This is a genomic window from Anaeromyxobacter sp., assembly GCA_016718565.1.
In the GTDB taxonomy this organism is placed as follows: domain Bacteria; phylum Myxococcota; class Myxococcia; order Myxococcales; family Anaeromyxobacteraceae; genus JADKCZ01.
Window position 1 is genome coordinate 1167753 of the sequence record JADKCZ010000001.1, and the last position, 22953, is coordinate 1190705.

23 protein-coding genes are annotated in these 22953 nt (G+C 75.2%); 10 read left to right on the top strand and 13 right to left on the bottom strand.

Annotated features, from left to right (window positions below):
• Positions 1-10: 10 nt before the first annotated feature.
• From IPO09_04970 to IPO09_04980, 3 genes are all read right to left on the bottom strand, one after another.
• Entirely contained in the window at positions 11-928 is a 918-nt protein-coding gene (locus IPO09_04970) for a hypothetical protein (GenBank protein ID MBK9516704.1), read from the bottom strand.
• Positions 925-2502, bottom strand: a complete 1578-nt coding sequence (locus tag IPO09_04975) for a transglutaminase (GenBank protein ID MBK9516705.1) — start codon at positions 2500-2502, stop codon at positions 925-927. The genes IPO09_04970 and IPO09_04975 overlap by 4 nt, the downstream gene beginning before the upstream one ends.
• Positions 2503-2756: 254 nt before the next feature.
• Positions 2757-3053, bottom strand: a complete 297-nt coding sequence (locus tag IPO09_04980) for a cytochrome c3 family protein (GenBank protein MBK9516706.1) — start codon at positions 3051-3053, stop codon at positions 2757-2759.
• 119 nt (positions 3054-3172) lie between these two features.
• On the opposite strand from IPO09_04980, the gene IPO09_04985 reads away from it, so the two are divergent.
• The 4 genes from IPO09_04985 to IPO09_05000 are packed head-to-tail and all read left to right on the top strand — an operon-like array spanning position 3173 to position 6701.
• The gene (locus IPO09_04985) at positions 3173-4429 is read left to right on the top strand and encodes an efflux RND transporter periplasmic adaptor subunit (GenBank protein MBK9516707.1); all 1257 of its coding nucleotides are present in this window, start codon (positions 3173-3175) and stop codon (positions 4427-4429) included.
• The gene (locus IPO09_04990; protein ID MBK9516708.1) at positions 4419-5636 is read left to right on the top strand and encodes an ABC transporter permease; all 1218 of its coding nucleotides are present in this window, start codon (positions 4419-4421) and stop codon (positions 5634-5636) included. The genes IPO09_04985 and IPO09_04990 overlap by 11 nt, the downstream gene beginning before the upstream one ends.
• Positions 5629-6333 carry an ABC transporter ATP-binding protein gene (locus IPO09_04995; protein ID MBK9516709.1) on the top strand — a complete coding sequence of 235 codons (705 nt, stop codon included), beginning with the start codon at positions 5629-5631 and terminating at the stop codon, positions 6331-6333. Before IPO09_04990 ends, IPO09_04995 begins: the two co-directional genes overlap by 8 nt.
• Positions 6330-6701 carry a peptide chain release factor-like protein gene (locus IPO09_05000; GenBank protein MBK9516710.1) on the top strand — a complete coding sequence of 124 codons (372 nt, stop codon included), beginning with the start codon at positions 6330-6332 and terminating at the stop codon, positions 6699-6701. The genes IPO09_04995 and IPO09_05000 overlap by 4 nt, the downstream gene beginning before the upstream one ends.
• A gap of 35 nt (positions 6702-6736) precedes the next feature.
• On the opposite strand, the gene IPO09_05005 is transcribed toward IPO09_05000, so the two are convergent.
• The 3 genes from IPO09_05005 to IPO09_05015 form a co-directional block, all read right to left on the bottom strand.
• The gene (locus IPO09_05005) at positions 6737-7099 is read right to left on the bottom strand and encodes a hypothetical protein (protein MBK9516711.1); all 363 of its coding nucleotides are present in this window, start codon (positions 7097-7099) and stop codon (positions 6737-6739) included.
• 78 nt (positions 7100-7177) lie between these two features.
• Positions 7178-7375, bottom strand: a complete 198-nt coding sequence (locus tag IPO09_05010) for a hypothetical protein (GenBank protein ID MBK9516712.1) — start codon at positions 7373-7375, stop codon at positions 7178-7180.
• Between the two features lie 241 nt (positions 7376-7616).
• Complete coding sequence (locus IPO09_05015) at positions 7617-10163, bottom strand: DUF3516 domain-containing protein (protein MBK9516713.1); 2547 nt, start codon at positions 10161-10163, stop codon at positions 7617-7619.
• A 151-nt stretch (positions 10164-10314) separates the two neighbouring features.
• On the opposite strand from IPO09_05015, the gene IPO09_05020 reads away from it, so the two are divergent.
• Positions 10315-11085 (top strand): DUF481 domain-containing protein, encoded by a 771-nt coding sequence (locus tag IPO09_05020; protein MBK9516714.1) that lies wholly within the window; start codon positions 10315-10317, stop codon positions 11083-11085.
• A gap of 51 nt (positions 11086-11136) precedes the next feature.
• Here IPO09_05020 and IPO09_05025 read toward each other — a convergent pair whose 3' ends face one another.
• From IPO09_05025 to IPO09_05045, 5 genes are read right to left on the bottom strand one after another with little or no spacing between them, the layout of a single operon-like run.
• Complete coding sequence (locus IPO09_05025) at positions 11137-12741, bottom strand: methyl-accepting chemotaxis protein (GenBank protein MBK9516715.1); 1605 nt, start codon at positions 12739-12741, stop codon at positions 11137-11139.
• A gap of 8 nt (positions 12742-12749) precedes the next feature.
• The gene (locus tag IPO09_05030; protein MBK9516716.1) at positions 12750-13172 is read right to left on the bottom strand and encodes a hypothetical protein; all 423 of its coding nucleotides are present in this window, start codon (positions 13170-13172) and stop codon (positions 12750-12752) included.
• A gap of 8 nt (positions 13173-13180) precedes the next feature.
• Positions 13181-14323: a hypothetical protein gene (locus IPO09_05035; protein ID MBK9516717.1), complete on the bottom strand. Its 1143-nt coding sequence runs from the start codon at positions 14321-14323 to the stop codon at positions 13181-13183.
• 26 nt (positions 14324-14349) lie between these two features.
• Positions 14350-15936 carry a type IV pilus twitching motility protein PilT gene (locus tag IPO09_05040; GenBank protein MBK9516718.1) on the bottom strand — a complete coding sequence of 529 codons (1587 nt, stop codon included), beginning with the start codon at positions 15934-15936 and terminating at the stop codon, positions 14350-14352.
• Between the two features lie 2 nt (positions 15937-15938).
• Complete coding sequence (locus tag IPO09_05045; GenBank protein ID MBK9516719.1) at positions 15939-16406, bottom strand: hypothetical protein; 468 nt, start codon at positions 16404-16406, stop codon at positions 15939-15941.
• A 222-nt stretch (positions 16407-16628) separates the two neighbouring features.
• Between IPO09_05045 and IPO09_05050 the strand changes: the two genes are divergently transcribed.
• On the top strand, positions 16629-17642 hold the full coding sequence (locus IPO09_05050; GenBank protein MBK9516720.1) for a methyl-accepting chemotaxis protein: 1014 nt from the start codon (positions 16629-16631) through the stop codon (positions 17640-17642).
• 90 nt (positions 17643-17732) lie between these two features.
• The gene (locus IPO09_05055) at positions 17733-18797 is read left to right on the top strand and encodes a chemotaxis protein (protein ID MBK9516721.1); all 1065 of its coding nucleotides are present in this window, start codon (positions 17733-17735) and stop codon (positions 18795-18797) included.
• Positions 18798-18828: 31 nt separating this feature from the next.
• Here the strand turns inward: IPO09_05055 and IPO09_05060 are convergent, their stop codons facing one another.
• Positions 18829-19263 (bottom strand): pyridoxamine 5'-phosphate oxidase family protein, encoded by a 435-nt coding sequence (locus IPO09_05060; GenBank protein ID MBK9516722.1) that lies wholly within the window; start codon positions 19261-19263, stop codon positions 18829-18831.
• Between the two features lie 123 nt (positions 19264-19386).
• On the opposite strand from IPO09_05060, the gene IPO09_05065 reads away from it, so the two are divergent.
• Genes IPO09_05065 through IPO09_05075 form a run of 3 tightly spaced genes read left to right on the top strand, consistent with a single transcriptional unit; the run spans position 19387 to position 22199 of the window.
• Positions 19387-19797, top strand: coding sequence for a hypothetical protein (locus tag IPO09_05065; GenBank protein ID MBK9516723.1), 411 nt, complete (start codon positions 19387-19389; stop codon positions 19795-19797).
• Positions 19798-19802: 5 nt separating this feature from the next.
• Positions 19803-21725, top strand: a complete 1923-nt coding sequence (locus IPO09_05070) for a hypothetical protein (GenBank protein MBK9516724.1) — start codon at positions 19803-19805, stop codon at positions 21723-21725.
• Between the two features lie 9 nt (positions 21726-21734).
• A complete protein-coding gene (locus tag IPO09_05075; GenBank protein MBK9516725.1) occupies positions 21735-22199 on the top strand; it encodes a GNAT family N-acetyltransferase in 465 nt (154 codons plus the stop codon).
• 31 nt (positions 22200-22230) lie between these two features.
• Here IPO09_05075 and IPO09_05080 read toward each other — a convergent pair whose 3' ends face one another.
• Positions 22231-22932, bottom strand: coding sequence for an HAD family hydrolase (locus IPO09_05080; protein MBK9516726.1), 702 nt, complete (start codon positions 22930-22932; stop codon positions 22231-22233).
• Between the last annotated feature and the right edge of the window lie 21 nt (positions 22933-22953).

Consider the following 22953-nt stretch of genomic DNA (forward strand, 5'->3'; position numbering starts at 1 on the left):
ACCAGCCGGCTCACGGCGCCACCGCTACCGCCGCGGCCGCCAGCGCCTCGCCCAGCCCCAGGCCGAGGACGTTCTGGATCTCCAGCCCGGGCCGGGCGTTGATCTCCAGGACCAGCGGCCCGGCCTCGGCGTCGACCACCACGTCGACACCGAGGTAGCCGAGCGGCACCGCCGCGGCGGCCCGGCGCGCCGTCTCGAGCACGGCGGACCAGTCCGGGACGTCGAGCCCGAGCAGCGGCGCCCCCGACTCCGGGTGGTGGGTGACCGGTCGGCCGCGGTGGAGCGCGCGGCAGGTCCGCCCGCTGGCGAGGTCGATGGCGATGCCCAGGCCGCCCTGGTGGAGGTTGGCCCGGCCGTCCGACTCCGCCGTGGGAACCCGGATCATCGCCATGATCGGCCGGGCCCGCAGCGTGATGACCCGCACGTCGCACAGGCCATCGGCCCACAGCCCGGCGAAGAGCGCGTGCGGCGACACCCGCCGCTCCACGAAGGCCCGATCCTCCAGCTGGTTGGAGTGGACCCCGAAGACGATGTCGGCGAGGTGCCGGGCCATGGTGAGGGGCGTGAGGAGCCGCCCGCCGGCCCTGCGCCAGGCGCCGGCGACCTGGTCCCACTCGCCCACCACCAGGATGCCGCCGCCCCCCGAGCCGTTGGCGGGCTTGACCACGAAGGCGCCGTGGCCCACCAGGGCGTCCACCGTGGTCGGGACCTCGAAGAGCCCGCGGCAGGTGGCCAGGGTCTCCGGCACCGGCACGCCGGCCGCCAGGAATCGCTCCTTGGCGAGCAGCTTGTCGTCGGCGAGCGGGTAGTCCCGCCGCCGGTTGTTCGGGTAGACCAGCGTGAGGTTGCGACGGTTGATGCCCACCACCCGGGCGCGGCGGGCCAGCAGGCCGCCGAGCCGCTCCCGCAGGGCCCGCACCACCGTCATGGGCTGGCCTCCCGCCGCAGCAGGCCGCGGAAGCGCAGGTACTCGGAGAGGCGCATCCCCACCCAGCGCCCCAGGTAGATGTCGGCGGCGATGACCAGGAAGAGCACCTCGGGGAAGCCGATCAGCAGCACCTGCAGCGCAAGCGAGTTCATCACCACGTAGCAAGCCAGCGTCACCACCAGCGTGCCGGCCAGCTCCTGGCCGGCGGCGCGTCCGCCGTGCTCGGTGAGGGAGAGGTAGAAGCGCTCCGCGCAGATGGCCAGCACGGCGATGGGGAAGAGCGTGACCTTGGTGAGCGGCGCCAGGCCGAGCCGCTCCGCCAGCAGGGTGGTGGTGAGCAGCGTGAAGACCACCGCGGCCAGCAGGATGGCGAGCGTCGGCGAGTGGAGCAGCTCCAGTTCCTGAAGCACCCAGCGGACCGCCGCCACCGCCGCCACCACGATCACCACCGTCACCACGCCCCAGGCGGCGCCGGTCTCGCCCGCCGAGGCGGCCAGCAGGGCCGGCAGGAAGGTGCCGAAGGTCGGCATGCCGATGACGTTGCGGAAGATCACCACCACCAGCGCACCCACCGGCAGCATCAGGATGGTGCGCAGCAGGGAGAAGGGCAGGTGGAGCCGGTCGAAGAGCCCCCAGACGTCGAAGCTCGTCGAGCTGGCCTTGGCGGCCGGAGAGGGGATGAGGGTGGCGTGGGTCTCGAAGCGGTAGTCGAAGTTGACGTCGGCGGTGTGGCGGAAGAGGGGCTCGTCCCCCACGTAGAGCGTCAGGTAGTGCTCGGGCAGCTCGGCGAAGTGGCGGTTGGTCGGGCAGAAGGGCACCCAGTGGCCAGCCACCCAGGCCTCGACCCACTGGTGCGAAGTCTTCTTGGTCCCGGGCGTCATGATGAGCCCGCCCACCAGCCTCGCCGGGATGCCGGCCTTGCGCGCCAGCGCCACGAACAGCCGGCTCTTGCCGTTGCAGGAGGCCTCACCGAGCCGCAGCGCCGTCAGCGCGTCGGTGGTCCCCTTGAAGGGCCGCGGCCTCAGGTCGGCGGTGGCTTGGTAGATGCGGGTGAGCCGCTGCAGGGCCGGCCCCTGGCCGGCGTCGAGCCTGCCGAGCAGGGCCGCGATCTCCGGCGCGTCGACCTGGATCTCCTTCTCCGGCCGGAGCGAGACCGCCACCGAAGCCGGGTAGGCCGTGGGGACCGGCAGGTCGGGGGAGACCTCGTACCGCATCCTGTGGGGCAGCACCTTGAAGGTGTGGCGGATCTGGGCCCCGTCGGGCACCCGATCGCCCGTCCAGGTGGCCACCCGGTTGGCCCCCTCCATGGCCTGCGTGAGGTGGAGGCCGAGAGCCACGTCCTTCTCCTCGGTGACGTGCTGGTGGGCGTCGCTGGAGGGCAGGAAGCTGCGCACCTTGACCTCGCCCCCCCGGCCGTCGAGTTCGATGGCGTAGGTCACCTCGTACTGGGTGACGGGGAGGACGTCCGACACGACGTAGCCCAGCGCCCGGACCTTGTAGGCCATGAGCCCCAGGCCGCCGAGGACCAGGGCGGCGGAGACGGCGGTGATCTTGGTGGCGTGGCTGGGAGGCATCTCGCGGTCTTGGCGCTGGACTTGATGACCCCGGGACCCGTCCGGGTGGCCACACGCTCGACTTCACCCTTGGGTGCCCTCGATGGTACCAGAGGGCGCACCCTCGGTCGGGCCATCCTCCGGAGCCAACGTGCTGCGGGAGCACATCCAGTTGGCGCGGCGACGGCTGGACCACCTCCCGGCCCGGGCCGGCGGCGCGGGGCGCTGAGGTCGGTCGCGCTCGACCCAGCGGCGGACAGGGCGCCCGCCCGCGGCTACCTGCCCGTCCCACCCTCCTCGGCGCGGTGGATGGCGTGGCACGACGAGCAGGCGGTGGGGCCGCTCTTCTCCTTGTGGCAGCCGGTGCAGAGCGCGTGGGCGCGGTCCTTGCCGAGCGGCACCTTGCCTATGGGTCCGGCGCCGTGGCAGGCGCGGCAGGTCTCGCGCCGCGAGAGGTGGCGGTCGTGCTGGAAAACCACGTCGCCCAGCTTGGCCGGGATCACCACCTTCGCGGGCGGCGGCGGCAGGGCGCCGGCGACGAGCGTGAGGAGCAAGAGGGCGGTGGCAGGCATGGCGGGTCCCCGGGGCAGGTGGCGTGGCGGCCCCGCAGGATACGCGGGCCACCCGGCCCACCGGGGCCGTCGGGCCGTGCGACCAAGGGTCGCGGCTTAGGGCTAGACTGACCGCCTCCATGCTCGCGCTCCTGGCTCGCACCGGTCACCTCCTCTGGGCCACCTGGCCCCGGCGCGCCGCCGTCCTCGTCGCGGCGCTGCTCACGGTGCTCATCGGAGCCAGGCTGGTGGCCGGCCGCGAGGTGCCGGCCTACCGGGTGGAGTCGCGCGCCATCGTGCAACGGGTGGTGGCCACCGGGCGGGTCCGTCCGCCGGCGCGGGTCTCGCTCGCCAGCCTGGCGCTGGGGCGGGTGCGCCAGGTGCTGGTGCGCGAAGGGGACGCGGTGGTGGCCGGCCAGGTGCTGGTCACCCTGGAGGACGCCGAGCCGTCGGCGGCGCTGCGGCAGGCGGGTGGGCGGGTGTCCGAGGCCGCCGCCCGGCTGGCGCAGGTGCGCGGGGTGAGCGGCCCGCAGGCGGCCGAGGCGCTGCAGCAGGCGGAGCTCGAGGTGGCCCAGGCCGAGCGGAACGCCGAGCGCTCCCACGCCCTGGCCGCGGCCGGCGCCACCTCGGCGCAGGACGAGGACGAGGCGGTGCGGGCCCTGGGCGTGGCGCGCAGCCGCCGCGAGGCGGCGGCGGCCCAGGCGGCCTCCGCGGCCGGCGGCCCGGAGACCCGCCAGGCGGCGGCGGCGCTGGCCCAGGCCGAGGCGGCGCGGGCGGCGGCGCAGGCGCGCCTCGGCGAGAGCGAGGTGCGGGCCCCAGCGGCCGGGCTGGTGGTGGCGCGGCTGTGCGAGCCGGGCGACGTGGTGGCGGCCGGCAAGCCCCTGCTCTCCCTCACGCTGGAGGGCCCGGCCGAGCTGACCGCCCAGGTGGACGAGAAGAACCTGGCGCTGCTGGCGGTCGGCCAGCCGGCCCAGGCCAGCTCCGACGCCTTCCCCGGGCAGGTCTTCGACGCACGGGTGGCCTTCCTGGCCCCCTCGGTCGACCCGGCCCGCGGCACGGTGGAGGTGCGCCTCACCGTGCCGACGCCGCCGCCGGTGCTGCTGGCCGACATGACCGTGGCCATCAACGTGGACGTGGGGCGCAAGGCGGCGGCGCTGGTCCTGCCGACCGAGGCGGTGCGGGATCCCGCCGGCGAGCCCTGGGTGCTGGTGGTGGCGGACGGCGCGGCGGCGCGGCGCCCGGTGAGGCTCGGGCTGCGCGGCGACGGCCTGGTGGAGGTGGCGGCGGGGCTGGCGGCGGGCGAGCTGGTGGTGGCGCCGTCGGCCGGCCAGGTGGCGCCGGGCACGCGGGTGCGGGCGCTGGTGCGGCCCGCGGCGAGGGCCGACCGTGCCCTTTGAGCTCTTCGTGGCCCTGCGCTTCCTGCGCGAGGGGCGCGCCCAGACGGCCCTCATCCTGGGCGGCACCACGGTGGGCGTGGCGGTCATCGTCTTCCTCTCGGCGTTGATCACCGGCCTGCAGCTCACCCTCATCGATCAGACGCTCTCGGCCCAGGCGCACGTCATCATGAAGCGGCCCGATCGGATCACGCGGATCCTGCCGGCGCCTGGCGGCGAGGCGGTGGTGGCCCGGGCCGAGAAGACCCCGGAGCGCGAGCGCTCCATCGAGCAGTGGCAGCTGGTGCTCGGCCAGGTGCGGGCCACCGAGGGCGTGGTGGCCGCCACCGCCACCGCCGCCGGCTCGGCCTTCGCCAGCCGCGGCGAGCTCTCCCGCTCGGTGGCGCTGCGCGGCATCGACCCGGTCTCCTTCGACCAGGTCGTCCACGTCTCGCCCAAGGTGGTCTCCGGCAGCTTCCGGGTGGAGGGGGCCGAGGCCGTCATCGGCACGGTGCTGGCCCACGACTTGGGGCTGGAGGTGGGCGACAAGCTGCGCCTCACCAGCGCCGAGGGGCGCGGCGACGTCTTCACCGTGGCCGGGCTCTTCGACGTGGGCAACAAGGACGTCAACCAGCGCTGGGTGCTGGTCTCGCTGCGCCAGGCCCAGACCCTGCTCGACCTGGTGGGCGGCGCCACCACCATCGAGGCCAAGGTGGACGAGGTCTTCCAGGCCGAGGCCACGGCGCAGGTGCTGGGGGCCTCCACCGGGCTGCAGGCCGACAGCTGGATGAAGCTCAACCAGCAGCTCCTCTCCGGCCTGCAGGCGCAGAGCTCCTCCTCGGTGATGATCCAGGTCTTCGTCATCATCTCGGTGGCCCTGGGCATCGCCTCGGTGCTGGGGGTCTCGGTCATCCAGAAGAGCCGCGAGATCGGCATCCTCAAGGCCACCGGCGCCAGCACCGGGCTGGTGATGCGGGTCTTCCTCATCGAGGGGGCGGTGGTGGGCATCCTCGGCTCGGTGGCGGGGGGGCTCATCGGCGCCGGCCTGTCCGGCTTCTTCGCCCGGGCCGTCAAGAACCCCTACGGCGAGTCGCTCTTCCCCATGGCGCTCACCCCGCGCCTGTTCCTGACCGCCTCCGCGGTGGCGCTGGGCACCGGCCTGCTGGCGGCCTGGTACCCGGCCCGGCACGCCGCCCGCCTCGATCCGGCCCAGGTGATCCGCGGTGGCTGAGCCGGTCCTCGAGCTGCAGGGCGTGGTGAAGGACTACGGCGAGGTGGTCCGCACCCGCGTGCTGCACGGGGTGGACCTCTCGGTGGCCAGGGGCGAGTTCACCGCCCTGATGGGCCCCTCCGGCTCGGGCAAGTCGACGCTGCTCAACCTGATCGGCCTGCTGGACCGGCCCACCGAGGGGCGGGTGGTGCTGGGCGGCCAGGACACCGGCGCGCTCGACGACGACGGGCTGACCCGCTACCGCGGCAAGGCGGTGGGCTTCGTCTTCCAGTTCCACCACCTGCTGCCCGAGTTCACCGCGCTGGAGAACGTCATGCTGCCCATGGCGGCGGCGCGCGGCCGGCTCACCCCCGACATGGCCGAGTGCGCCGGCCACCTGCTCGGGCAGGTGGGGCTGGGGGCGGTGGCCCAGCGGCGCGCCAACCTGCTCTCCGGCGGCCAGCAGCAGCGGGTGGCCATCGCCCGGGCGCTGGCCATGGCGCCCAGCGTGGTGCTGGCCGACGAGCCCACCGGCAACCTCGACACCGTCAGCGCCGACGCCATCTTCACGCTGCTGCGCCAGTTCAACGCCAGGGCCGGCGTCACCTTCCTCATCGTGACCCACGACCCACGCCTGGCGGCGCGCTGCGACCGGATCATCGAGCTGGTGGACGGCCGCATCGTCTCCGACCGGCCCAACCGCAGGGAGGGACCATGACCACCACCGCGGCCTTCCGCGCCCTGGCCCGGCGCGCCGTGGCGCTGCCCGAGGAGGCCCTGCTGGCCGAGTGCGACGAGGCCTTCTTCATCGCCAGCGGCCCGGGCGGCCAGCACCGCAACAAGACCGAGAGCGGCGTGCGGCTGGTCCACCGCCCCAGCGGCGTGACGGTCACCGCCACCGAGCGGCGCAGCCAGGCGCAGAACCGCGGCGAGGCGCTGAAGCGGCTGCGGGAGCGGCTGGCCGCCCTGGGGGTGGAGCCCAAGGTGCGCCGCGCCACCAGGCCCACCCGCGGCTCGAAGGAGCGGCGCATCGGCGAGAAGAAGCACCGCGCCGCGCGCAAGGCGGAGCGGAAGGACTTCGACTGAAGGCGGGGGGCGGGCGCCGGGCGCCCGGGGCGGCCCTACGCGACCTGCGAGGCCAGCGGCACCGGCTCGGCCAGCCCGGCCAGCACCAGCCGGTCGATGGCGGCCTTCACCTCGGCCGCCTCGATGCCGGCGTCCTGCAGGGCCCGGCTCAGGTCGTTGAGCCCCTTCTTCTGGCCACGCAGCTCGCCGAGGAGCACCCCGTCGCCGGCGCTCACCTGCAGCGGCGCGGCCCAGGCCGCCAGGGCGGCCTGCAGGGAGGCGCGGCCGCTGGAGCGGGCGCCGTTCACCACCTCGCGGTGCGCCTGCTCGGCCTCGAGGCCGGCGACGGAGAGGGTGAACTTCTGGCCGCGGGGCCAGCGCCGGGGCACGGCGGAGGTGGGCAGGGGGTCGGGCACCATCGGGGCGCGATGTATCCGCCCGATCGAGGGGGCAAGTCAACGGGGCAGTTGTGCGCCGGCGGCCCCCGCGGCCCGCCCCTAGCCGCAGCCGCCCGGCTCGCCGCCGGCGTTCCAGGCCACCAGCCCCTCGCGCCCCAGCACGCGCTGGACCTCGATGCGCAGGCCCGGCACCAGGTGGCGCAGGCGCGCCTCCACCAGGAACGGGATCCCGTTGGCGGTGAGCGCCAGGTCTGCGGCCTCGTCGGCTGCCCCATCCAGGGACAGGTGATAGCTCACGCCCCCTCAACCACGGCCGACGTGGATCCGGATGGTGCTGCCGGGGCCGGCGCCGGCCAGGTGGCCCTCCAGCAGGGCGCGGGCCTCGGAGGTCACGGTGACGTCGGTGGCTTCGGTGGTGGTCGTGGCGGAGGTGGCCATGGAGCCTTGGAGCCCGGGGAGGGGCGGAAGGGTTCGGCGGGGCCGGGCCACCCTGCCCGCACGGCGGGCCGAAGGGCCGCCCTACCGGCGTGGCGGGCGCTCAGGTCCCGACGCGCAGCAGCGTCAGGAGCGGGGCGTCGGGGTCGAAGTCCCCGCTGAGGTCCACCTGGCACTGGAGCATCCAGTCCACCTCGCCGGCCTCGTCCACCAGGCGCTGCACCGCCTCCCAGCGGCGCGGCCCGAGGGCGGTGACGAAGGTCTGGTGCGGCTTGCGGGCCGCCGGGGTCACGTCGATGCGCGGGTGGGCCTCGAAGTAGGGGGCCAGCTCCGCCTCCAGGCGGGCCGGGGTCCAGGCCCCCTCGCCGGCGCGCAGGGCCGCCGCGGCGCCCTCCCAGTCCTTCCGGGAGAGGGCCAGCAGCAGCCGGTGCAGCTCGGTGCGCAGGCGCGCTGCGAAGCCGCGGGCGTCGGCCCAGATGGGCGGCGGCCCCACCACCCGCTCCGGCGCGGCCAGCGGCGCGGCCTGGAAGGTCGGGTCGCGCAGCCGCTCCCACTCGTCGAGCAGCGACGAGTCCACCCCGCGCACCGTGGTGCGCAGGAAGGCGATGACGTCGTCGGTCACCTCGTCGCGGTACCCCTCCGGCACGGTCTGCACCAGCGTCTTGTAGCTCTCGGTGAGGTAGCGCAGCAGCAGCCCCTCGCTGCGCTGCAGCTCGTACTCCCGCACGTACTCGCCGAAGGTCATGAACCGCTCCACCATCTCGCGGGCCACGCTCTTGGGGCGGATGTTCTCGGCGCCCACCCAGGGGTGCCTGGCGGCGAACTCGTTGAAGGTGGCGTAGACGAAGTCCCGGTTGGGCTTGGGGTACTCCACCTCCTCCAGCAGCTTCATGCGCTCGTCGTACTCGATGCCCTCGGACTTCATCCGGTTGACCGCCTCGCCGCGGGCCCGGTCCAGCTGCTTCCACAGGATCTGGTCGGGGTTCTCCTGGATCGACTCCACCATGGAGAGCAGGTCCAGCGCGTAGGTCTCCGACTCACGCGGGACCTTGGGCAGGGTGTCGAGCAGGTAGAGCGAGAGGGTGTGGAAGAGCGAGAAGTCACGCTGCAGCCCGGGCGCCGGCCGGAGGTAGGCGCCGCGCCAGCCCTCGACCCGCTCCAGCTGGACCAGCCCGGCGGCCTTGAGGGTGCGCAGCCGCTGCGCCGCCGCCACCCGGTGGCGGTGCTGCAGCACCTCGGTGCCGTGCGAGCGGGCGATGAGCCGCACCAGGCGGCCGTAGCCGCCGCCCACCTCGCTGGTCTCGCTCTGCAGCAGGTTGACCAGCAGGGCGAAGCTGGGCTCGAAGCGGCTCTGCAGCGGCTCCGGCGCCTTGACCTGCAGCCGCTCGAAGGTGAGCCGGTCGAAGTGGACGTAGCCCTTGGTGGGCGGCTGCTTCTTGACCACCTTCTTGCCGGACCGCTCCTTCTCGGCCAGCCGCTTGTTCTCCACCACGTGCTCGGGGGCCTGCGCCACCACGTAGCCGCGCTCGTCGAACCCCTTGCGCCCGGCCCGGCCGGAGATCTGGTGGAAGTCGCGCGCCGGCAGCACCAGCACCTTCTCGCCGTCGAACTTGCACAGCTGGGTGAAGAGCACGGTGCGGATGGGGATGTTGACCCCCATGCCCAGCGTGTCGGTGCCGGAGACCACCTTGAGCAGCCCCTGCTGCGCCAGCTTCTCCACCAGCAGCCGGTACGTGGGGAGCAGCCCGGCGTGGTGCAGCCCCACCCCGTGGCGCAGGAAGCGCTGCAGCTCCTTGCCGTAGGGCGACTCGAAGCGCACCCCGTCGAGCGCCAGCTTGATGGCCTCCTTCTCCTCCCTGGTGGAGAAGGTGGCGCTCATCAGGTTCTGGGCCTGCTCGGCGGCGGCCCGCTGGGTGAAGTTGACCAGGTAGACCGGCGCCTTGTTGGCCTTGACCAGCTCCTCCAGGGTCTCGTGCAGCGGCGTCTCGCGCCACTCGAACTCCAGCGGCACCGGCCGCACCGCGCTGCGCACCGCCGCCACCGCGCGCCCGGTCACCTCCTGCAGCGAGGCCTCCACCTCGGCGGTGTCGCCCAGGGTGGCCGACATGAGCAGGAAGGTGGCCTTCTCCAGCGTGAGGAGCGGCACCTGCCAGGCCACGCCGCGCTCCTTGTCGCCGTAGTAGTGGAACTCGTCCATCACCACCGCGTCGTCGCGCAGGGTGGACTCGCGCAGCGCCAGGTTCATCAGGATCTCGGCGGTGCAGCAGAGGATGGGGGCGTCGCGGTTGACCGCGCCGTCGCCGGTCATCATCCCCACCCGCTCCGGGCCGAAGAGGCGGCACAGGTCGAAGAACTTCTCGTTCACCAGCGCCTTGATGGGGCAGGTGTAGAAGCTGCGGCGCCCCTGGGCCAGGGCCAGGAAGTGCAGGAAGGTGGCCACCAGCGACTTGCCCGAGCCGGTGGGCGTGGCCAGCACCAGGTGTGTGCCGTCCAGCAGGTGCAGCAGGGCCTCCTCCTGGTGCGGGTAGAGGACCAGGCCGGCCCGGCTGGCCCAGCCGACGAAGCGGTCGAGGACGGCGTCGAGGGCCAGGGTCTCGCCCGGGGCGGGCAGCAGGGCGGCGAGCGGGGCCTCGCGGGTGGGCTCGGTCATGGGCGGGGGCAAGCTACCGCGCGGGCCGGCGGGGCGGTAGGGCGCCCCCGCCGCGACCTGGTGCGCATCTCCCGCGTCCGGGCTATCTTGCCCGCACCCCCGGTGCGACAGGCGCCGGGCGCCGCACCGTCACCACCACCAGGAGCCCACCATGCGCCGCCTCGCCCTCGCTGCCCTGCTCACCCTCCCGCTCATCGCCCTGGCCGAGGAGGCCAAGCCCGTCGAGTGGAAGGGCACGGTGGGCGCCGGCCTCATCGTCCTGACCGGCAACTCCGAGACCACCACCTTCACCGGCGCGGCGCAGGCCAGCCGCGAGACCCTCGGCTGGATCCTCTCGGCCAAGGCGTCCGGGGCCTACGGCCAGAACCGGTCGCCGGGGGCGGCCAGCGAGACCACCGCGCTCAGCGCCGCCGGCCAGGTCCGGCTGGACCGGAAGCTCGGCGAGACCTGGACGGTGTTCGTCATCGGCGGGGCCGAGACGGACCACGTGGCCAGCGTGGAGTACCGCACCATCAGCGAGCTGGGCGCCAGCGCCCAGTGGGTGGACGTCAAGGAGGCCGACTGGCAGAAGCTGGCGCTGCGCACCGACCTCGGCCTGCGCTACGGCTACGAGGCGCGCTACCAGTACTACGGCACCCCCATCGGGCCGCAGCCGGGCGTCGAGCTCATCGCCCCGCGCCTCGGCCTGGCCTTCCGCTACGGCTTCTCCAAGGACGTCTTCTTCACCGAGGAGGCGGAGGTCATGACGGCCCTCAACGGCGAGTCGCGGGTGCTGGCCAAGTCGGTCAGCAAGCTCTCCAGCCGGCTCACCCAGGCCGTCACCTTCGGGGTGGGCTACACGGTGAGCCACGACAGCCTGCCGGCGGCGGGCAAGGTGAAGACCGACACCGCGCTGACCGCGCTGCTGGAGGTCGGCTTCTAGCAGGGTCCCGCGCCGGCCCGCGCGCCCCGGCCCGGGGCCCGCGGCGCCGGCTCACTCCACCCGGAACCCGCTGACGATCTCGGAGATCCGCACCGAGGTGGCCTTGAGGTGGGCGGCGGCCTGCTCCAGCCCCTGGATGCGGGCCAGGGTCTCCTCCATGCCGGCGTCCAGGTCGCGCATGGCGCCGGCGATCTGGCCGACCCCGGTGGACTGCTGCTGCACCGCGGTGGCGATCTGCAGGGCCGCCTCGCTGGTCTCCTTCACGATGGCGCCGATGTGCGTCAGGCTCTGGCCGGAGGCGCGGATGGCGTCCAGGCTGCCCTCCATGCCGCGGCGCGAGCGCTCGGTGAGGTCCAGGGTGGCCTGGATGGCGGCCTGGATCTCCTGCACCATCCGGCCGATGCGCGCCGCCGCCTGGCCGGACTGCTCGGCCAGGGCCCGCACCTCGGCCGCCACCACCCCGAACCCCTTGCCGGCCTCGCCGGCCCGCACCGCCTCGATGGAGGCGTTGAGGGAGAGGACGTGCGACTGGGTGGCCAGGTCCTTCACCGTCTCGACGATCTCGCCGACGGCGCGGGCCTGGTCGAGCAGCAGGGTGCTCTGGGCCACGATGCGCCCCACCGAGTCCTGGATCTGCCGGATGCCCTCCACCGACTGCTGGGCCGAGCCCTGCCCCTGCAGGCTGAAGTCGGCGGCGCGCCGCGCCACGTCCAGCACCGAGGTGGCCCGGCTGGAGGCCAGGGCGGAGGTCTGCTCCAGCTGGCGGGTGGTGGTGCTGGTCTGGGCGATGCCGGTGGCCTGCCGCTCCAGCAGCGCGGTCTGCGCCCGGGTCAGCTGGTCCAGCTCGACGGCGGCGCCCGAGAGGTCGCCGGAGGCGGTGCCCAGGGTGGCGATGATCTCGCGCAGCCGCCCGGTCATGCGCAGGAAGGCGCCGGCCAGCGCCCCCACCTCGTCGCCGGAGGTCACCTCGATGGGCACCGTCAGGTCGCCCTCGGCGATGCGCAGGGCGGCCCGGTGCAGGGTCTCGAGCGGGCGCGACAGGCCGGCGGCCAGCCACCAGGAGAAGGCGGTGGCCCCCACCGCGGCCAGGATCATGATGAGCGCGCCCAGGGCCGCCGAGCGGGCCTGCAGCCGGCGGGCCGCCTCGAAGCCGGTCGCCATGGAGGCGCGGGCGCGGGCGGTCCGGTCGGCCAGCTCGCCGCCCAGGGCGCGGAACCGCCCGGCCATGGCCTGCGTGGCCGCCACCACCACCTCGCCCTTGTCGCGCCGGATGAGCCGCTCGGTGGTGTGGCGCGCCAGCTGGTAGTACTCGTCCACCTGCCCGTGGAGCCGCTCGGCCTGCTCCTCCTCCAGGCCGGCCGCCTCCGCCAGCTCGATGCGGCGGCCCATCTCGGCGTGCAGCCCGTCGGCCAGCTCCAGGCCGGCCAGGTCCTCGGCGCCGGCCGAGTCCCGCAGCTGCCCCTGCAGCCGGGCCAGCAGCTCCTCCAGGTCGCGCGACACCTCCAGCGCCGGGGCGTGCTCCCGCTCGACGCGGGTCAGCTCCTGCGAGGCCCGGCTGGAGAGCGCCGCCGAGACGCCGGTGGCCACCAGGGCGGCGGCCACCACGGCCGCGGCCGGCAGGACCATCTTGTGGCGGAACTTGAGGCCGGAGGACATGGGGACGCTCAGGGCCTGACGGCCACGACCTTCACGCCGGTGACGTCGGCGGTGGGGGAGACGTAGCCGATGGCGCCCGGGTTGGCCCGCACGTAGGCCACCACCTCGGCGTCACCGGCCTTCTCCAGGGGGGGGACGTCGCGGCCGGAGAAGATCTGCTGGTTCCAGTAGGAGCGGACCGCGTTGAGGCTCTTCTGGTGAACGGCCTCGGCGACGCGCCGGCGCAGCCGCTCGGAGGCGGGCTCGACCGGCATGGCCGGCGTGCCGTCCGGCCAGCGCAGCACCTTCTTGAGGAGGAGCTGCGAGACCTGCACCCGGCCCAGCTCGCCGGCCGGGTTGTCCGGGTGGACCACCACCTTGAAGTCCTCGGCCAGCGCCGGCGGCGCGGCGCACAGCAGCAGGACGGCCAGGAGGCGGAGGGCGGGGCGCATCGGCTGGCCTAGAAGGCGAACTGGGTCCCGACGACGAGCACGCCGGTGCCGGTGGGCGGGGGCGAGTCCACCAGGTCGCGCGGCGTGGTGGGCCGCCCCAGCGTCTCCTCCGGGTAGGCGAAGCGGTTGCCCTCCACCTGGTGGAAGGAGGCCTTGAAGGCCAGGCTGGGGCTGACCCAGTAGTTCAGGCTGGCCGCCACCTCCTGGTGGCGCAGCAGCGGGCTCGAGCCGGCGTAGCCGTCCAGGGTGGTGCGGTGGGCCTCCAGGCGCAGGGCCGCCTGGAGGTGCTCGGTGAACCACCAGGCGGCGGTGGCGTAGCCCGACCAGGCCCGCTCGGTGCCGATCTCGGCGGTGAGGAAGGCCTCGGCGTCGAGCCAGAGCCGCTCCCCGCGGTGCTGCACCGAGAGCCCCGCCACCAGGAAGGTCTCGCTCTTCCCCTCGTCCTTGGTGAGGTGGCCGCCGTAGCCGGAGAGCCGGACGGTGAGGTCGGACGGGGTGGTCAGGCTGAGCCGGCCGCCCAGGAGATCGCGCCCCTGCTGCGGCTCGGGGGCCAGGTCCAGGAGGGCGTCGCCCCCGCCCGACTCCAGGCCGCGGTAGCCCTCCAGCTCGGAGAGCTTGACCGCCCCGGCGTAGAAGTCCCAGGCCACCGTCCAGCCGTCCTCGCTGATGGCCAGGCCGGTCAGCCCGGCGCCCAGGTAGGCCGTGCCGGTCACGTTGGCCGGCCCGTAGACGGAGGTGGGCAGGGTGAAGAAGGCGCGGGTGGTGCCGGCGAAGCGCAGCTCGTTCAGGTTGCCGATGGGCTGCTGCACCTTGCCCACCCGCACCCGCAGCTGCTCGGAGAAGCGCCACTCGGCGAAGACCCACTCGGCCTCCACCTCCTGGGGATCGAAGCCGAGCTGGGCCGAGATGACCAGGTCCGGGGAGGGGCGGGCCGACAGCACCAGGTCGAACATGGCGGTGTCGTAGTTGCCGTCCGGCGTGGCCTCGCCGAAGGAGTTGCCCGAGGTGGTCCGCTGGTAGGCCCACTGGCCGTCGCCGTGCACGGTGAGCTGCCCGTCGGCGACGTCCACCGGGCGGGCGGCCAGCGGCAGCGCCAGGGCGGCGGCGGCCAGCAGGGCGGCGGGGAGGGTGGAGGGCCGGGTGGGGCGCACGCCCACAGTCCTAGCAGGTTCGCGGCTCACGCGGCGGCGGGATCGAAGGCGATGCCGGCCCGCTCCAGCAGCCCCTTGAGCTCCGCCTTGTTGACGGCCTTGGCCCAGGCCTCCCTCGGCTCCACCAGCTTCTTCTTCACCAGCTCCAGCAGCGAGTCGCCCAGGGTGGCCATGCCGGCCGCCTTGCCGGTCTGCATGATGGAGGGGATCTGGAAGGTCTTGCCCTCGCGGATCAGGTTGGCCACGCCCGAGTTGCACAGCAGCACCTCCAGGGCCGCCACCCGCCCGCCCCCGATCTTCTTGCACAGGGTCTGGGCGATGACGCCCTTCAGCGACTCGGAGAGCATCATGCGGATCTGGGCCTGCCGGTCGGCCGGGAACTGGTCGATGATCCGGTCCACCGTGGAGGGGGCGGTGTTGGTGTGCAGCGTGCCGAAGACCAGGTGGCCGGTCTCGGCGGTCTCGATGGCGATGGCGATGGTCTCGAGATCGCGCAGCTCGCCCACCAGCACCACGTCCGGGTCCTCGCGCAGCGCGGCCCGCAGGGCCGCCTTGAACCCGCTGGTGTGCACCCCCACCTCGCGCTGGTTCACCAGGCACTTGCGGTTGGGGTGCACGAACTCGATGGGGTCCTCGATGGTGATGATGTGGTCCTCGCGGGTGCGGTTGACGTGGTCGATCATGGCCGCCAGCGTGGTGGACTTGCCGGAGCCGGTGGGGCCGGTCACCAGCACCAGCCCCTTGCTGAGGTGGCACAGGTCCAGCACCGGCTTCGAGAGCCCCATCTTCTCGGCGGTCAGGATCTCGGTGGGGATCTGCCGCAGCACCGCGCCGATGCCCTTGCGGTCGCAGAAGACGTTGACGCGGAAGCGGGCCTGGGCCGTCTCGTGGGCGAAGTCGGTGTCCTTGCGGGCGTGCCACTCCTCGCGGTTCTTCTCCGGGGCCACCGTCCAGAGCATGTCCTTGAGCCGCTCGGGGGAGAGGGGGCCGTAGCCCAGCACCGGCGTGATGTCGCCGTCGATGCGCAGGCTGGGCGGGTTGTCGCTGGAGAGGTGCAGGTCGGAGGCGCGGCGTGCCACCATGGCCTCCAGCAGGGCGTCGAAGGCGGCGCGCGGATCGGCCGGGGCCGGGACGGTGAGCGCCGGCGCGGTCGCGGCGGGCTGGACCGGCGTGGCCGGCGCCGCGGGGGGCGGCGCGGGGGGGATGATGACCGCCGGCGAGGCGCCGCTGGGGGTGCGGCGCGGCGACTGGCCCACCGGGGTGCCAGGCAGGTCGAGGTCGAGCGGGCCGGCCGGCCGGGCCGGGGCGACGGCGACGCGGCGCAGCACCTGGGCCCGCGCCAGGGCCCCCTCGAGCGCGAAGCGCACCTCCACCGCGCCGGCCGGGGCCAGGTAGTTGAAGGTGGTGGGGCCGGGCTGGGGGAAGCCGGGGCGCAGGTCCTCGGGCAGGATCTCGGTGAGCGCCCCCACGATCTGCGGGGTGGTGAGCGGCTGCTTGATGAGCAGCTGGTCCCCGCGTGGCGTGGACAGGCTGGCGCCCTGGCCGGTCACCAGGGAGAGCTCCGAGCCGGGCTCGGCGTACAGGCGGTCGATGAGGGGGTCGAGGCGGGACATGGTCACCGTGTGCGGAGGGCCACGCAGGCGACGTGGCGCTTGTTGACGTAGGCGATCTCCTCGCCCTGGATCAGGCGGAAGAAGGGCTGGGGCTCGTTGAGCACGTCCACCAGGCGGGTCCGGTCGGGCGGGCGCACGAAGGAGACCAGGCCGCCGAGGGCGGTCCCGTCCTGCAGCTGGACCTCCACCTCGTGCTCGGTGGGCAGGGTGACCTCGTCGGCGTCGGCGTCGAGGGCGCGCGCCACCCGCACCACCGGCACGCCGGGTCGGTGCAGGAAGCTCATGGCCCCGGCGGCCTCGTCGAGCGCCGGGATGAAGTCGTCCCGCCCGTTGAGCAGATCGAGCGGCACCTCGGGTCCGGCGTGGCCGGGCGCCGCCTCCGCCAGGAAGAGGGCCATCTGCCGCGCCACGCCGCCGGGCATGATGACCTGCACCGAGACCTTCCGCTTGGGGACCCGAAGCTCGTCCATGGCGGAGGCACGGTGCGAAGGCCGTGCCCACCGGACCCGTGCGGTGGCGCGGGTCGAGGGCCGGGACGTCACGGACCCCCGGGTCCGACGGCACCCGGCCGGCGGCGCCACCCGCCCCGGGCCGGGTGACCGCGCCCGGGTGGCTGCGCGCCCCCGCCTCTGGCGCGGCGCGCCATCCGGGAGCAGAATCCCGCCGCTTTCACACCCGGAGGGGAACCCGCGATGAGGAGCACCCGCTACGATCTCTACGGCGCCCTGGTCGGCGTCGGCCTGCCCGTCCTCGGCACGCTGCTCGAGGCCTGGACGCGCCACGGCGGCGTCTCGCCCGAGGCCCTGGCGGCGGCCTTCGCAGGGCAGCCGCTCCTCTGGATCATGGCCACCACCCCGGTGGTGCTGGGCGGCCTGGGCCACGTGCTGGTGCGCCAGCACGGCGAGATCGTCCGCCAGAGCAGCGAGATCGTGCGGCAGAGCGGCGAGATCGTGACGCTGGAGCAGGCGCGCCGCGAGAGCCTGCAGGGCACCGCCTCCGAGCTCTTCGCCAGGGCCCAGGGGCTGCTGGGCAACGTCTCCAACTTCACCGCCACCACCGAGGAGACCGCCGGCAGCGTCCGCCAGGCCTCCGGCACGCTGCACGCGCTGGCGCAGGCCTCCAGCGCGGCGGCCCTCTCGGCCGAGCAGGTGGTCGGCATCGCGCTCAAGGCCGAGCGGGCCGGCGACCAGGGGCTGCGCCAGGCCGAGGCGGTGCACGGCGATCTGGTGCAGCTGGCCGACGACGTGCGCGACCTGGCGGCCCGCATCGAGGCGCTCGACGGGCGCCTGGCCGAGGTGGTGGCCGCCGCGGGGGTCGACCGCCCGGGGGCGCGCCTGCCGGAGCGGCTGGCCGAGGCGCTGGCCGCGGCCCAGCGGACCATGGGCGGGGCCCTGGAGCTGGCCCGGGCCGGGGCGGTGCGCGCCGAGGCCGGCGCGCTGCAGGCCGGGGAGACCCCGCGGGTGGTGCAGGCCTTCGAGGCGGCGCTGGGCGAGTCGGCCCGGGCGGCCCGCGAGATCGCGCGGGTGGCCCAGCAGCAGGAGCAGGGGGTGGAGGTGGCGCTGCGCGCCATGGCCCAGATCTCCCACGCCACCGAGGGCGCCACCGCCTCCACGCTGGAGGTGGCCAAGGAGGCGCGCGCCCTCAACGACCTGGCCACGGCGCTGCGGCAGGCGGTCAAGGCGACGCCGGGGCCGCGCGTAGGGTGAGGTAGGCGTCGCGATCCGGGGTCGCAGGACTGGCGAGGCCGGCCCCGTTGATCCAGAATCCGGCACCCCCGGACCCCACGCAGGAGCACCATGTACACGCGGAGGTACTTCTTCTACGGCGCGGCCTTTGGCCTGCTCTTCCCGCTGGCCGGCTCGGTGATCGAGGCGGCGCTCGGGCCAGCCGGACTCACCGTCCAGGGCCTGGTGGAGGCCCAGGCGCGGCCGCTGCTCTGGATCATCTGGACCGCGCCGCTCTTCCTGGGCGTGCTGGCCTCCATCGCCGGCCGCCAGCAGGACCTGCTGGTGCGGTCGGAGGCGGCCAAGCGCGAGGAGTTCCTCGACACCGCCCGCACCCTGGTGTCGGCGGCCCAGTCGCTGCTCTCCTCGGTGAGCGCCTTCTCCAGCATGACGGCCGAGACCGCCGCCAGCGTGCGCGAGACCACCGCCACCATGGGCCAGCTGGGCCACACCGCCACCCAGGCGGCCCTCACCGCCGAGACCGTGATCGGCCTGGCGCAGCAGGGCGCCCGCGTCTCGGCCGAGGGGCTGGCCGCCGTGGAGACCAGCCAGGGCGAGATGTCCAAGCTGGCCGACGAGGTGAAGGCCCTGTCGCAGAAGATCGAGGGGCTGAACGGCCGGATGCGCGACATCTTCGAGATCGCCTCGGTGGTGAACTACATCGCCGACCGCTCGCAGCGGCTGGCCGACCGCGCCGTGGTGGAGGCCCAGAAGGCCGGGCCGGCCGGCGTCGGCTTCGCCGACGTGGTGGCCGAGATGCGCCACCACGCCGAGGACGCCAAGCGGGCCGCCGCCCAGGTGAAGGGCATCCTCTCCGAGGTCCACAAGGCCATGCTCTCGGCCATGACCGCCGCCGAGGTGGGCATCCGCCGCGCCGAGCAGGGCGCCTCGGTGGCGGCCGGCACCGGCGAGACCATCCGGCGCCTGGCCAACGCCCTCAAGGAGTCGTCGGGGGCGGCCCGGGAGATCGCCACGGTGGCCCAGCAGCAGGACCACGGCATCGACCAGGTGCTGAAGGCCATGAACGAGATCTACCTGGCCACCCAGGAGACCATGAGCTCCACCCAGGCGGTGGCCACCGAGGCCAAGGCCCTCAACGACCTGGCCAGCGGCCTGAAGCGGGCGGTGGCGGACTAGCCGGGGTGGGCGACGCGCCGGCGTGGCCCGGTCAGCGGCGCGCCCGCCTGGCCGCGGTGAAGAGCACCTCCAGCCGGCCGGGCCCCGGCCCGTGGCGCTCCACGTGCTCCGGGATGACGCGGATCAGGGCCGCCTCGGGCGCCTCGGGGCCGCCGGGGAACCAGCGGGCCCAGGAGGCGTCCCACAGCTCGCGCATCAGCCGGCGGTCGCGGATCACCTCGCCGGTGCCCGAGACCGAGAGCGTGGGCTGGCCCTCCTCGCCGGTGAACGAGAGGGCGCACTGCGGCTCGTGGTCCAGGTCCTTGCACTTGTTGGAGCCGATGGAGGTGGCGAACCAGATCTCCTCGCCGCGCACCCGCTGGCGCATGGCCATGGGGCGGGAGTGGAGGTGGCCATCGGCGCCGCGGGTGGTGAGGATGGCGGTCCGGTAGGCGGCGAGCAGGGTGGCGTAGTCGCGTTCCGTCATGGCGGCCTGGCTGGTGGCTGGAGGAGAAGTGGCAGCATACCGCACCCCGGCGGGACTCCGGGGCCCTAGGCCTGCGGGCGGAATCGCGCCATGATCGGGCCAGCCGGAGAGGACGCGAGACCCGTGAGACACGCCGCCAGGCCCACCGCCGCCACCCTGCTGGACGGCCTCGAGGTTCCCGCCTTCCTGTGCCGGCCCGACGCCGGCGTGGTGGCCGCCAATGGCCCGGCCGGCGCGCTGCTGGCGGGCTGGGCTCGCGCCCCCTTCGACCGCCCGGCCGGCGAGCTGATGGGCTGCCTCAACGCCCGCGACGCCGGCTGCGGCCGCGGGCCGCGCTGCGCCCAGTGCCCGGTGCGCGCGGCCATCGCCGCCGCCATCGCCGGCGGGCGGGTGGACCGGGTGCCGGTGGCCATGGTGCTGGTGCGCGACGGCGCCCCGTGCCGGGTCGAGCTCCGCGTCTCGGCGTCGCCGGCGGAGGACGACGGCCAGGCGCTGGCGCTCCTGACGCTCGAGCCGGCGGAGTGGGTGCGGTAGCAGGCGTGGCGCTGCCGCCCCTCCTCGCGCTGCTGGTCGCCGCCGCCCCGGCCACGTTCGCGCTCGACCTGGGCGGCCCGGTGCTGCGGCTGGCGGTGGGCCTGGAGGTGCGCGCGGCGCCCGGCGCCGCCCACGGGCCGGACCGGGCTGGCCCGGAGGGACCCGGCGGGGCGGGCCCCGCGGCCGCCGATCTGGCGCTGCCGCTCACCTGGCGGACCGAGCCGGACGGGGCGCTGGTCGGCCTGGCGCAGGCGCCGGCCCTGGACGCGGAGGTCCGCCTGGCGCCGCGCCCGGGCGGTGCCAGGCGGCTCTCGGTGCGGCTGCGCTGGCGGCGCGCCGCCGGGCTGGAGCGGGCCGCGCTGCGCCTCGGCTGGGCCGGCGCCTGGCCCGGCGCGGTGGGGCGCGACCTCAGGGCGAGGCCGCTCGATCGGCCGGTCCGCACCGGCCGGGGGACGCCGCTCCTGGCCTGGGCCGGTCCGGCGCTGCTCACCGGCGGGCCGGGGCTGGTGGCCGCCGCGCTGGCCGCCACGCCGCGGGACGACGGGCTCACCGCCACGCTCTACCTCGACGACGCGGCCGAGCGCCCCTTCGCCACCTACCGCGACTGCCTGGAGGCGCTGCCCCGCCTCGACGGGCAGGCGGCGCGGAGCTACGCCGGCCTGGAGCGCAAGCGCCCCTGGCCGCTGGCGCAGCGCCTCCCGGGGCAGGAGGACCACCTGGAGGCCACCCTCTGGCCGCGGGCGCCCGGCGGGGCCGGGCCGCTGGTCCCGCTGCGCTGGCCGCGAGGCGCCGGCGCGGCGGTGGTGCTCACCGACCACGCCGACCGGACCGAGGCGGGCGCCCTGCGCGCCGTGCTGTACGGCCACTCCGACCCCCGCGCCGAGGGCGGCGCCGGGGCCGGGCTGCTGGGGCGCGGCCTGGCCGTGACGCGGAGCTTCTTCGCCTGGCCCGGGCCAGGCACGCTGGCGGATCCGGCCACCGCGGCGCTGGCCTGGCGGCTGGCGGCCGCCGGCTCCGAGGTGGCGCTCCACTCCGTCAGCGAGGGGCGGGACGACCGGGCGCAGGTCGCGGCCGGGCTCGAGGCGGCGGCCCGATGGGCCCCGGCGGTCTGGATCGACCACGAGCCGTACGTGAACTGCGAGGCGCTGTCGGCGCGCGGCGCCACCGGCGGCGCCCCGGGCATCACCGACCTGCTGGTGGAGGGCGGCGTGCGGTGGGGCTGGGCGGCCGGTGACGTGGCCGGTTTCCGGCGGGTGGAGGCGGCCGACCTCTTCGCCGCGGCGCCGCCCGGCGCGCCCTGCCCGGTGCTCTACCCCCTGCCAGGCGAGCCCGGGCTCTGGCTCTTCCAGACCAGCTTCTTCTACGCGCCCCCGGCCGAGCTGGCGGCGGCCCTCTCCGACGAGGCCCTGGCGCGGCTGGAGCGGGACCAGGGGCTCTTCGTGGGCCACACCTACCTGGGCGCTGGTCCGGCCAGCACCCGCGGGGCGCAGGCCGAGGCCCGGCTGGCGGTGCGGCGGGCGCCCGGCGGCGGGCTGGAGGTGGCCCCGGACCTCGACGAGGCCTTCGCCCGCCTGGCCAGCCACGCGGCGGCCGGCCGGCTGGTCTCGCTGCCCTGGTCCGACGCCGGCGACCGGCTGCGGGCCCTCGGCGAGGTGGAGGTCCGCTACCGGTCGGACGGCGCCGCCGAGGTGGTGAACCACGGAGCGCACGGGCTCGAGGGGCTGACCCTGGCGGCGCCGGTGCCCGGCCTCGACTGGTGGGTGGACGGCCGTCCAGCCGCCGCGGATCCGGCCGGCGCGCGGCTCTGGTTCGACCTGCCGGCGGGGGCCACGAGGGTCGTCAGCGCCACGCTGCTGGGGGGCGCAGTGCCGCTGGTCATGACCCCGACCCCGTCGCTGGACTCCTGGGCCACGCCCGGCGCACCCTGAGGCACCGCCATGGAGCTCCGCCCCGCCACCGCCGCCGACCTCCCCGCCCTGGCGACCGGGCTGGCGCGCCTGCCGCTGCTGGTCCGCTACGGGCGGAGCGAAGGGCGCATCGCCCTCGACCTGACCGCGGCGCTGGCGCGCGGCGACGGGCTGCTGCTGGCGGTGGAGGCGGGACGTCCAGCCGGGCTGGCCTGGTACCTGCGGGACGGGACCTTCGGCCTGGGCGGCTACCTCCGGCTCATGGCCGTGCTGCCCGAGGCGCAGGCCCGCGGCGCCGGCGCCGCGCTGCTGGCGGCCTTCGAGGCCGAGGTGGCGGCCAGGTGCGCCCACGCCTTCCTGCTCTGCTCCGACTTCAACGAGGCGGCGCAGGGCTTCTACGAGCGGCACGGCTGGAGCCGGGTGGGCGCCCTCCCGGGGCTGGTGCTGCCGGGGGTCGGGGAGCTGGTCTACTGGAAGCGGGTGCGCCCGATCTGAGGTGCCCGTGTCGGGCCGGCCCGGCCGCGGCTCACGGCCCGACCAGCCGGAGCACCAGGTCCAGCCCGTGCACCGCGCCGCGGGTGCGCGGGAGGAGCAGGGTGCGGATGCCCAGCTGGGCCGCGCCGGCGTCGTCGCGGGCGCTGTCGCCCACCATGAGGGCGCGGCCCGGGGCGACGCCCAGGGCCGAGAGCGCCCGCTCGAAGATGGGCGCGTGCGGCTTCACGGCGCCCACCTCGAAGGAGAGGAGCACCGCGTCGAACAGCCCGGCCATCCCGCCGCGCTCCAGCACGCTGCGCACGTCGACGCCCACGTTGGAGATGAGGGCCAGCTTCAGGCCGCGCCGCCTGAGCTCGCGCAGCACCGGCAGGGCGTCGTCGTAGGGGATCCAGGTCTCGAGCATGACCTGGTAGAGGGCCTGGGACAGCGCCGGGTCCACCTCGGGGAGGCGGGCCACCAGGGTATCGTAGACCTCCCGGTGGCGCCGCGAGGACAGGTCGCGCTGGTTGTGCGGGTCGACCTCCAGCACGTGCTCCCAGATGCGGTCGACCCAGGCGGCCAGCCGGTCGGCGCGGGCCGGCCCCAGGGTGTCTCGCGCCGTCGCGGGGCGGGCCGCGTGCCGCCAGGCCAGCTCCAGCCAGGCGTGCGGGTCTCCCTGGTCCACCAGGGTGGCGTGGAAGTCGAAGAGCACCGCCTCGAAGGGGCCCGGCTCGTCGAGCGCGCGGAGCGTCACGGCGCGCCCCCGCCGCGCCGG

Coding starts and splice junctions, on each gene's coding strand:
- IPO09_05020 (MBK9516714.1), top strand. CDS start 10,315: ATGCGCCGCCTCGCCCTCGCTGCCCTGCTCACCCTCCCGCTCATCGCC.
- IPO09_04970 (MBK9516704.1), bottom strand. CDS start 928: ATGACGGTGGTGCGGGCCCTGCGGGAGCGGCTCGGCGGCCTGCTGGCC.
- IPO09_05005 (MBK9516711.1), bottom strand. CDS start 7,099: ATGGTGCCCGACCCCCTGCCCACCTCCGCCGTGCCCCGGCGCTGGCCC.
- IPO09_04980 (MBK9516706.1), bottom strand. CDS start 3,053: ATGCCTGCCACCGCCCTCTTGCTCCTCACGCTCGTCGCCGGCGCCCTG.
- IPO09_05025 (MBK9516715.1), bottom strand. CDS start 12,741: ATGTCCTCCGGCCTCAAGTTCCGCCACAAGATGGTCCTGCCGGCCGCG.
- IPO09_05060 (MBK9516722.1), bottom strand. CDS start 19,263: ATGACGGAACGCGACTACGCCACCCTGCTCGCCGCCTACCGGACCGCC.
- IPO09_05015 (MBK9516713.1), bottom strand. CDS start 10,163: ATGACCGAGCCCACCCGCGAGGCCCCGCTCGCCGCCCTGCTGCCCGCC.
- IPO09_05045 (MBK9516719.1), bottom strand. CDS start 16,406: ATGGACGAGCTTCGGGTCCCCAAGCGGAAGGTCTCGGTGCAGGTCATC.
- IPO09_04985 (MBK9516707.1), top strand. CDS start 3,173: ATGCTCGCGCTCCTGGCTCGCACCGGTCACCTCCTCTGGGCCACCTGG.
- IPO09_05050 (MBK9516720.1), top strand. CDS start 16,629: ATGAGGAGCACCCGCTACGATCTCTACGGCGCCCTGGTCGGCGTCGGC.
- IPO09_05055 (MBK9516721.1), top strand. CDS start 17,733: ATGTACACGCGGAGGTACTTCTTCTACGGCGCGGCCTTTGGCCTGCTC.
- IPO09_05040 (MBK9516718.1), bottom strand. CDS start 15,936: ATGTCCCGCCTCGACCCCCTCATCGACCGCCTGTACGCCGAGCCCGGC.
- IPO09_05030 (MBK9516716.1), bottom strand. CDS start 13,172: ATGCGCCCCGCCCTCCGCCTCCTGGCCGTCCTGCTGCTGTGCGCCGCG.
- IPO09_05075 (MBK9516725.1), top strand. CDS start 21,735: ATGGAGCTCCGCCCCGCCACCGCCGCCGACCTCCCCGCCCTGGCGACC.
- IPO09_05000 (MBK9516710.1), top strand. CDS start 6,330: ATGACCACCACCGCGGCCTTCCGCGCCCTGGCCCGGCGCGCCGTGGCG.
- IPO09_04975 (MBK9516705.1), bottom strand. CDS start 2,502: ATGCCTCCCAGCCACGCCACCAAGATCACCGCCGTCTCCGCCGCCCTG.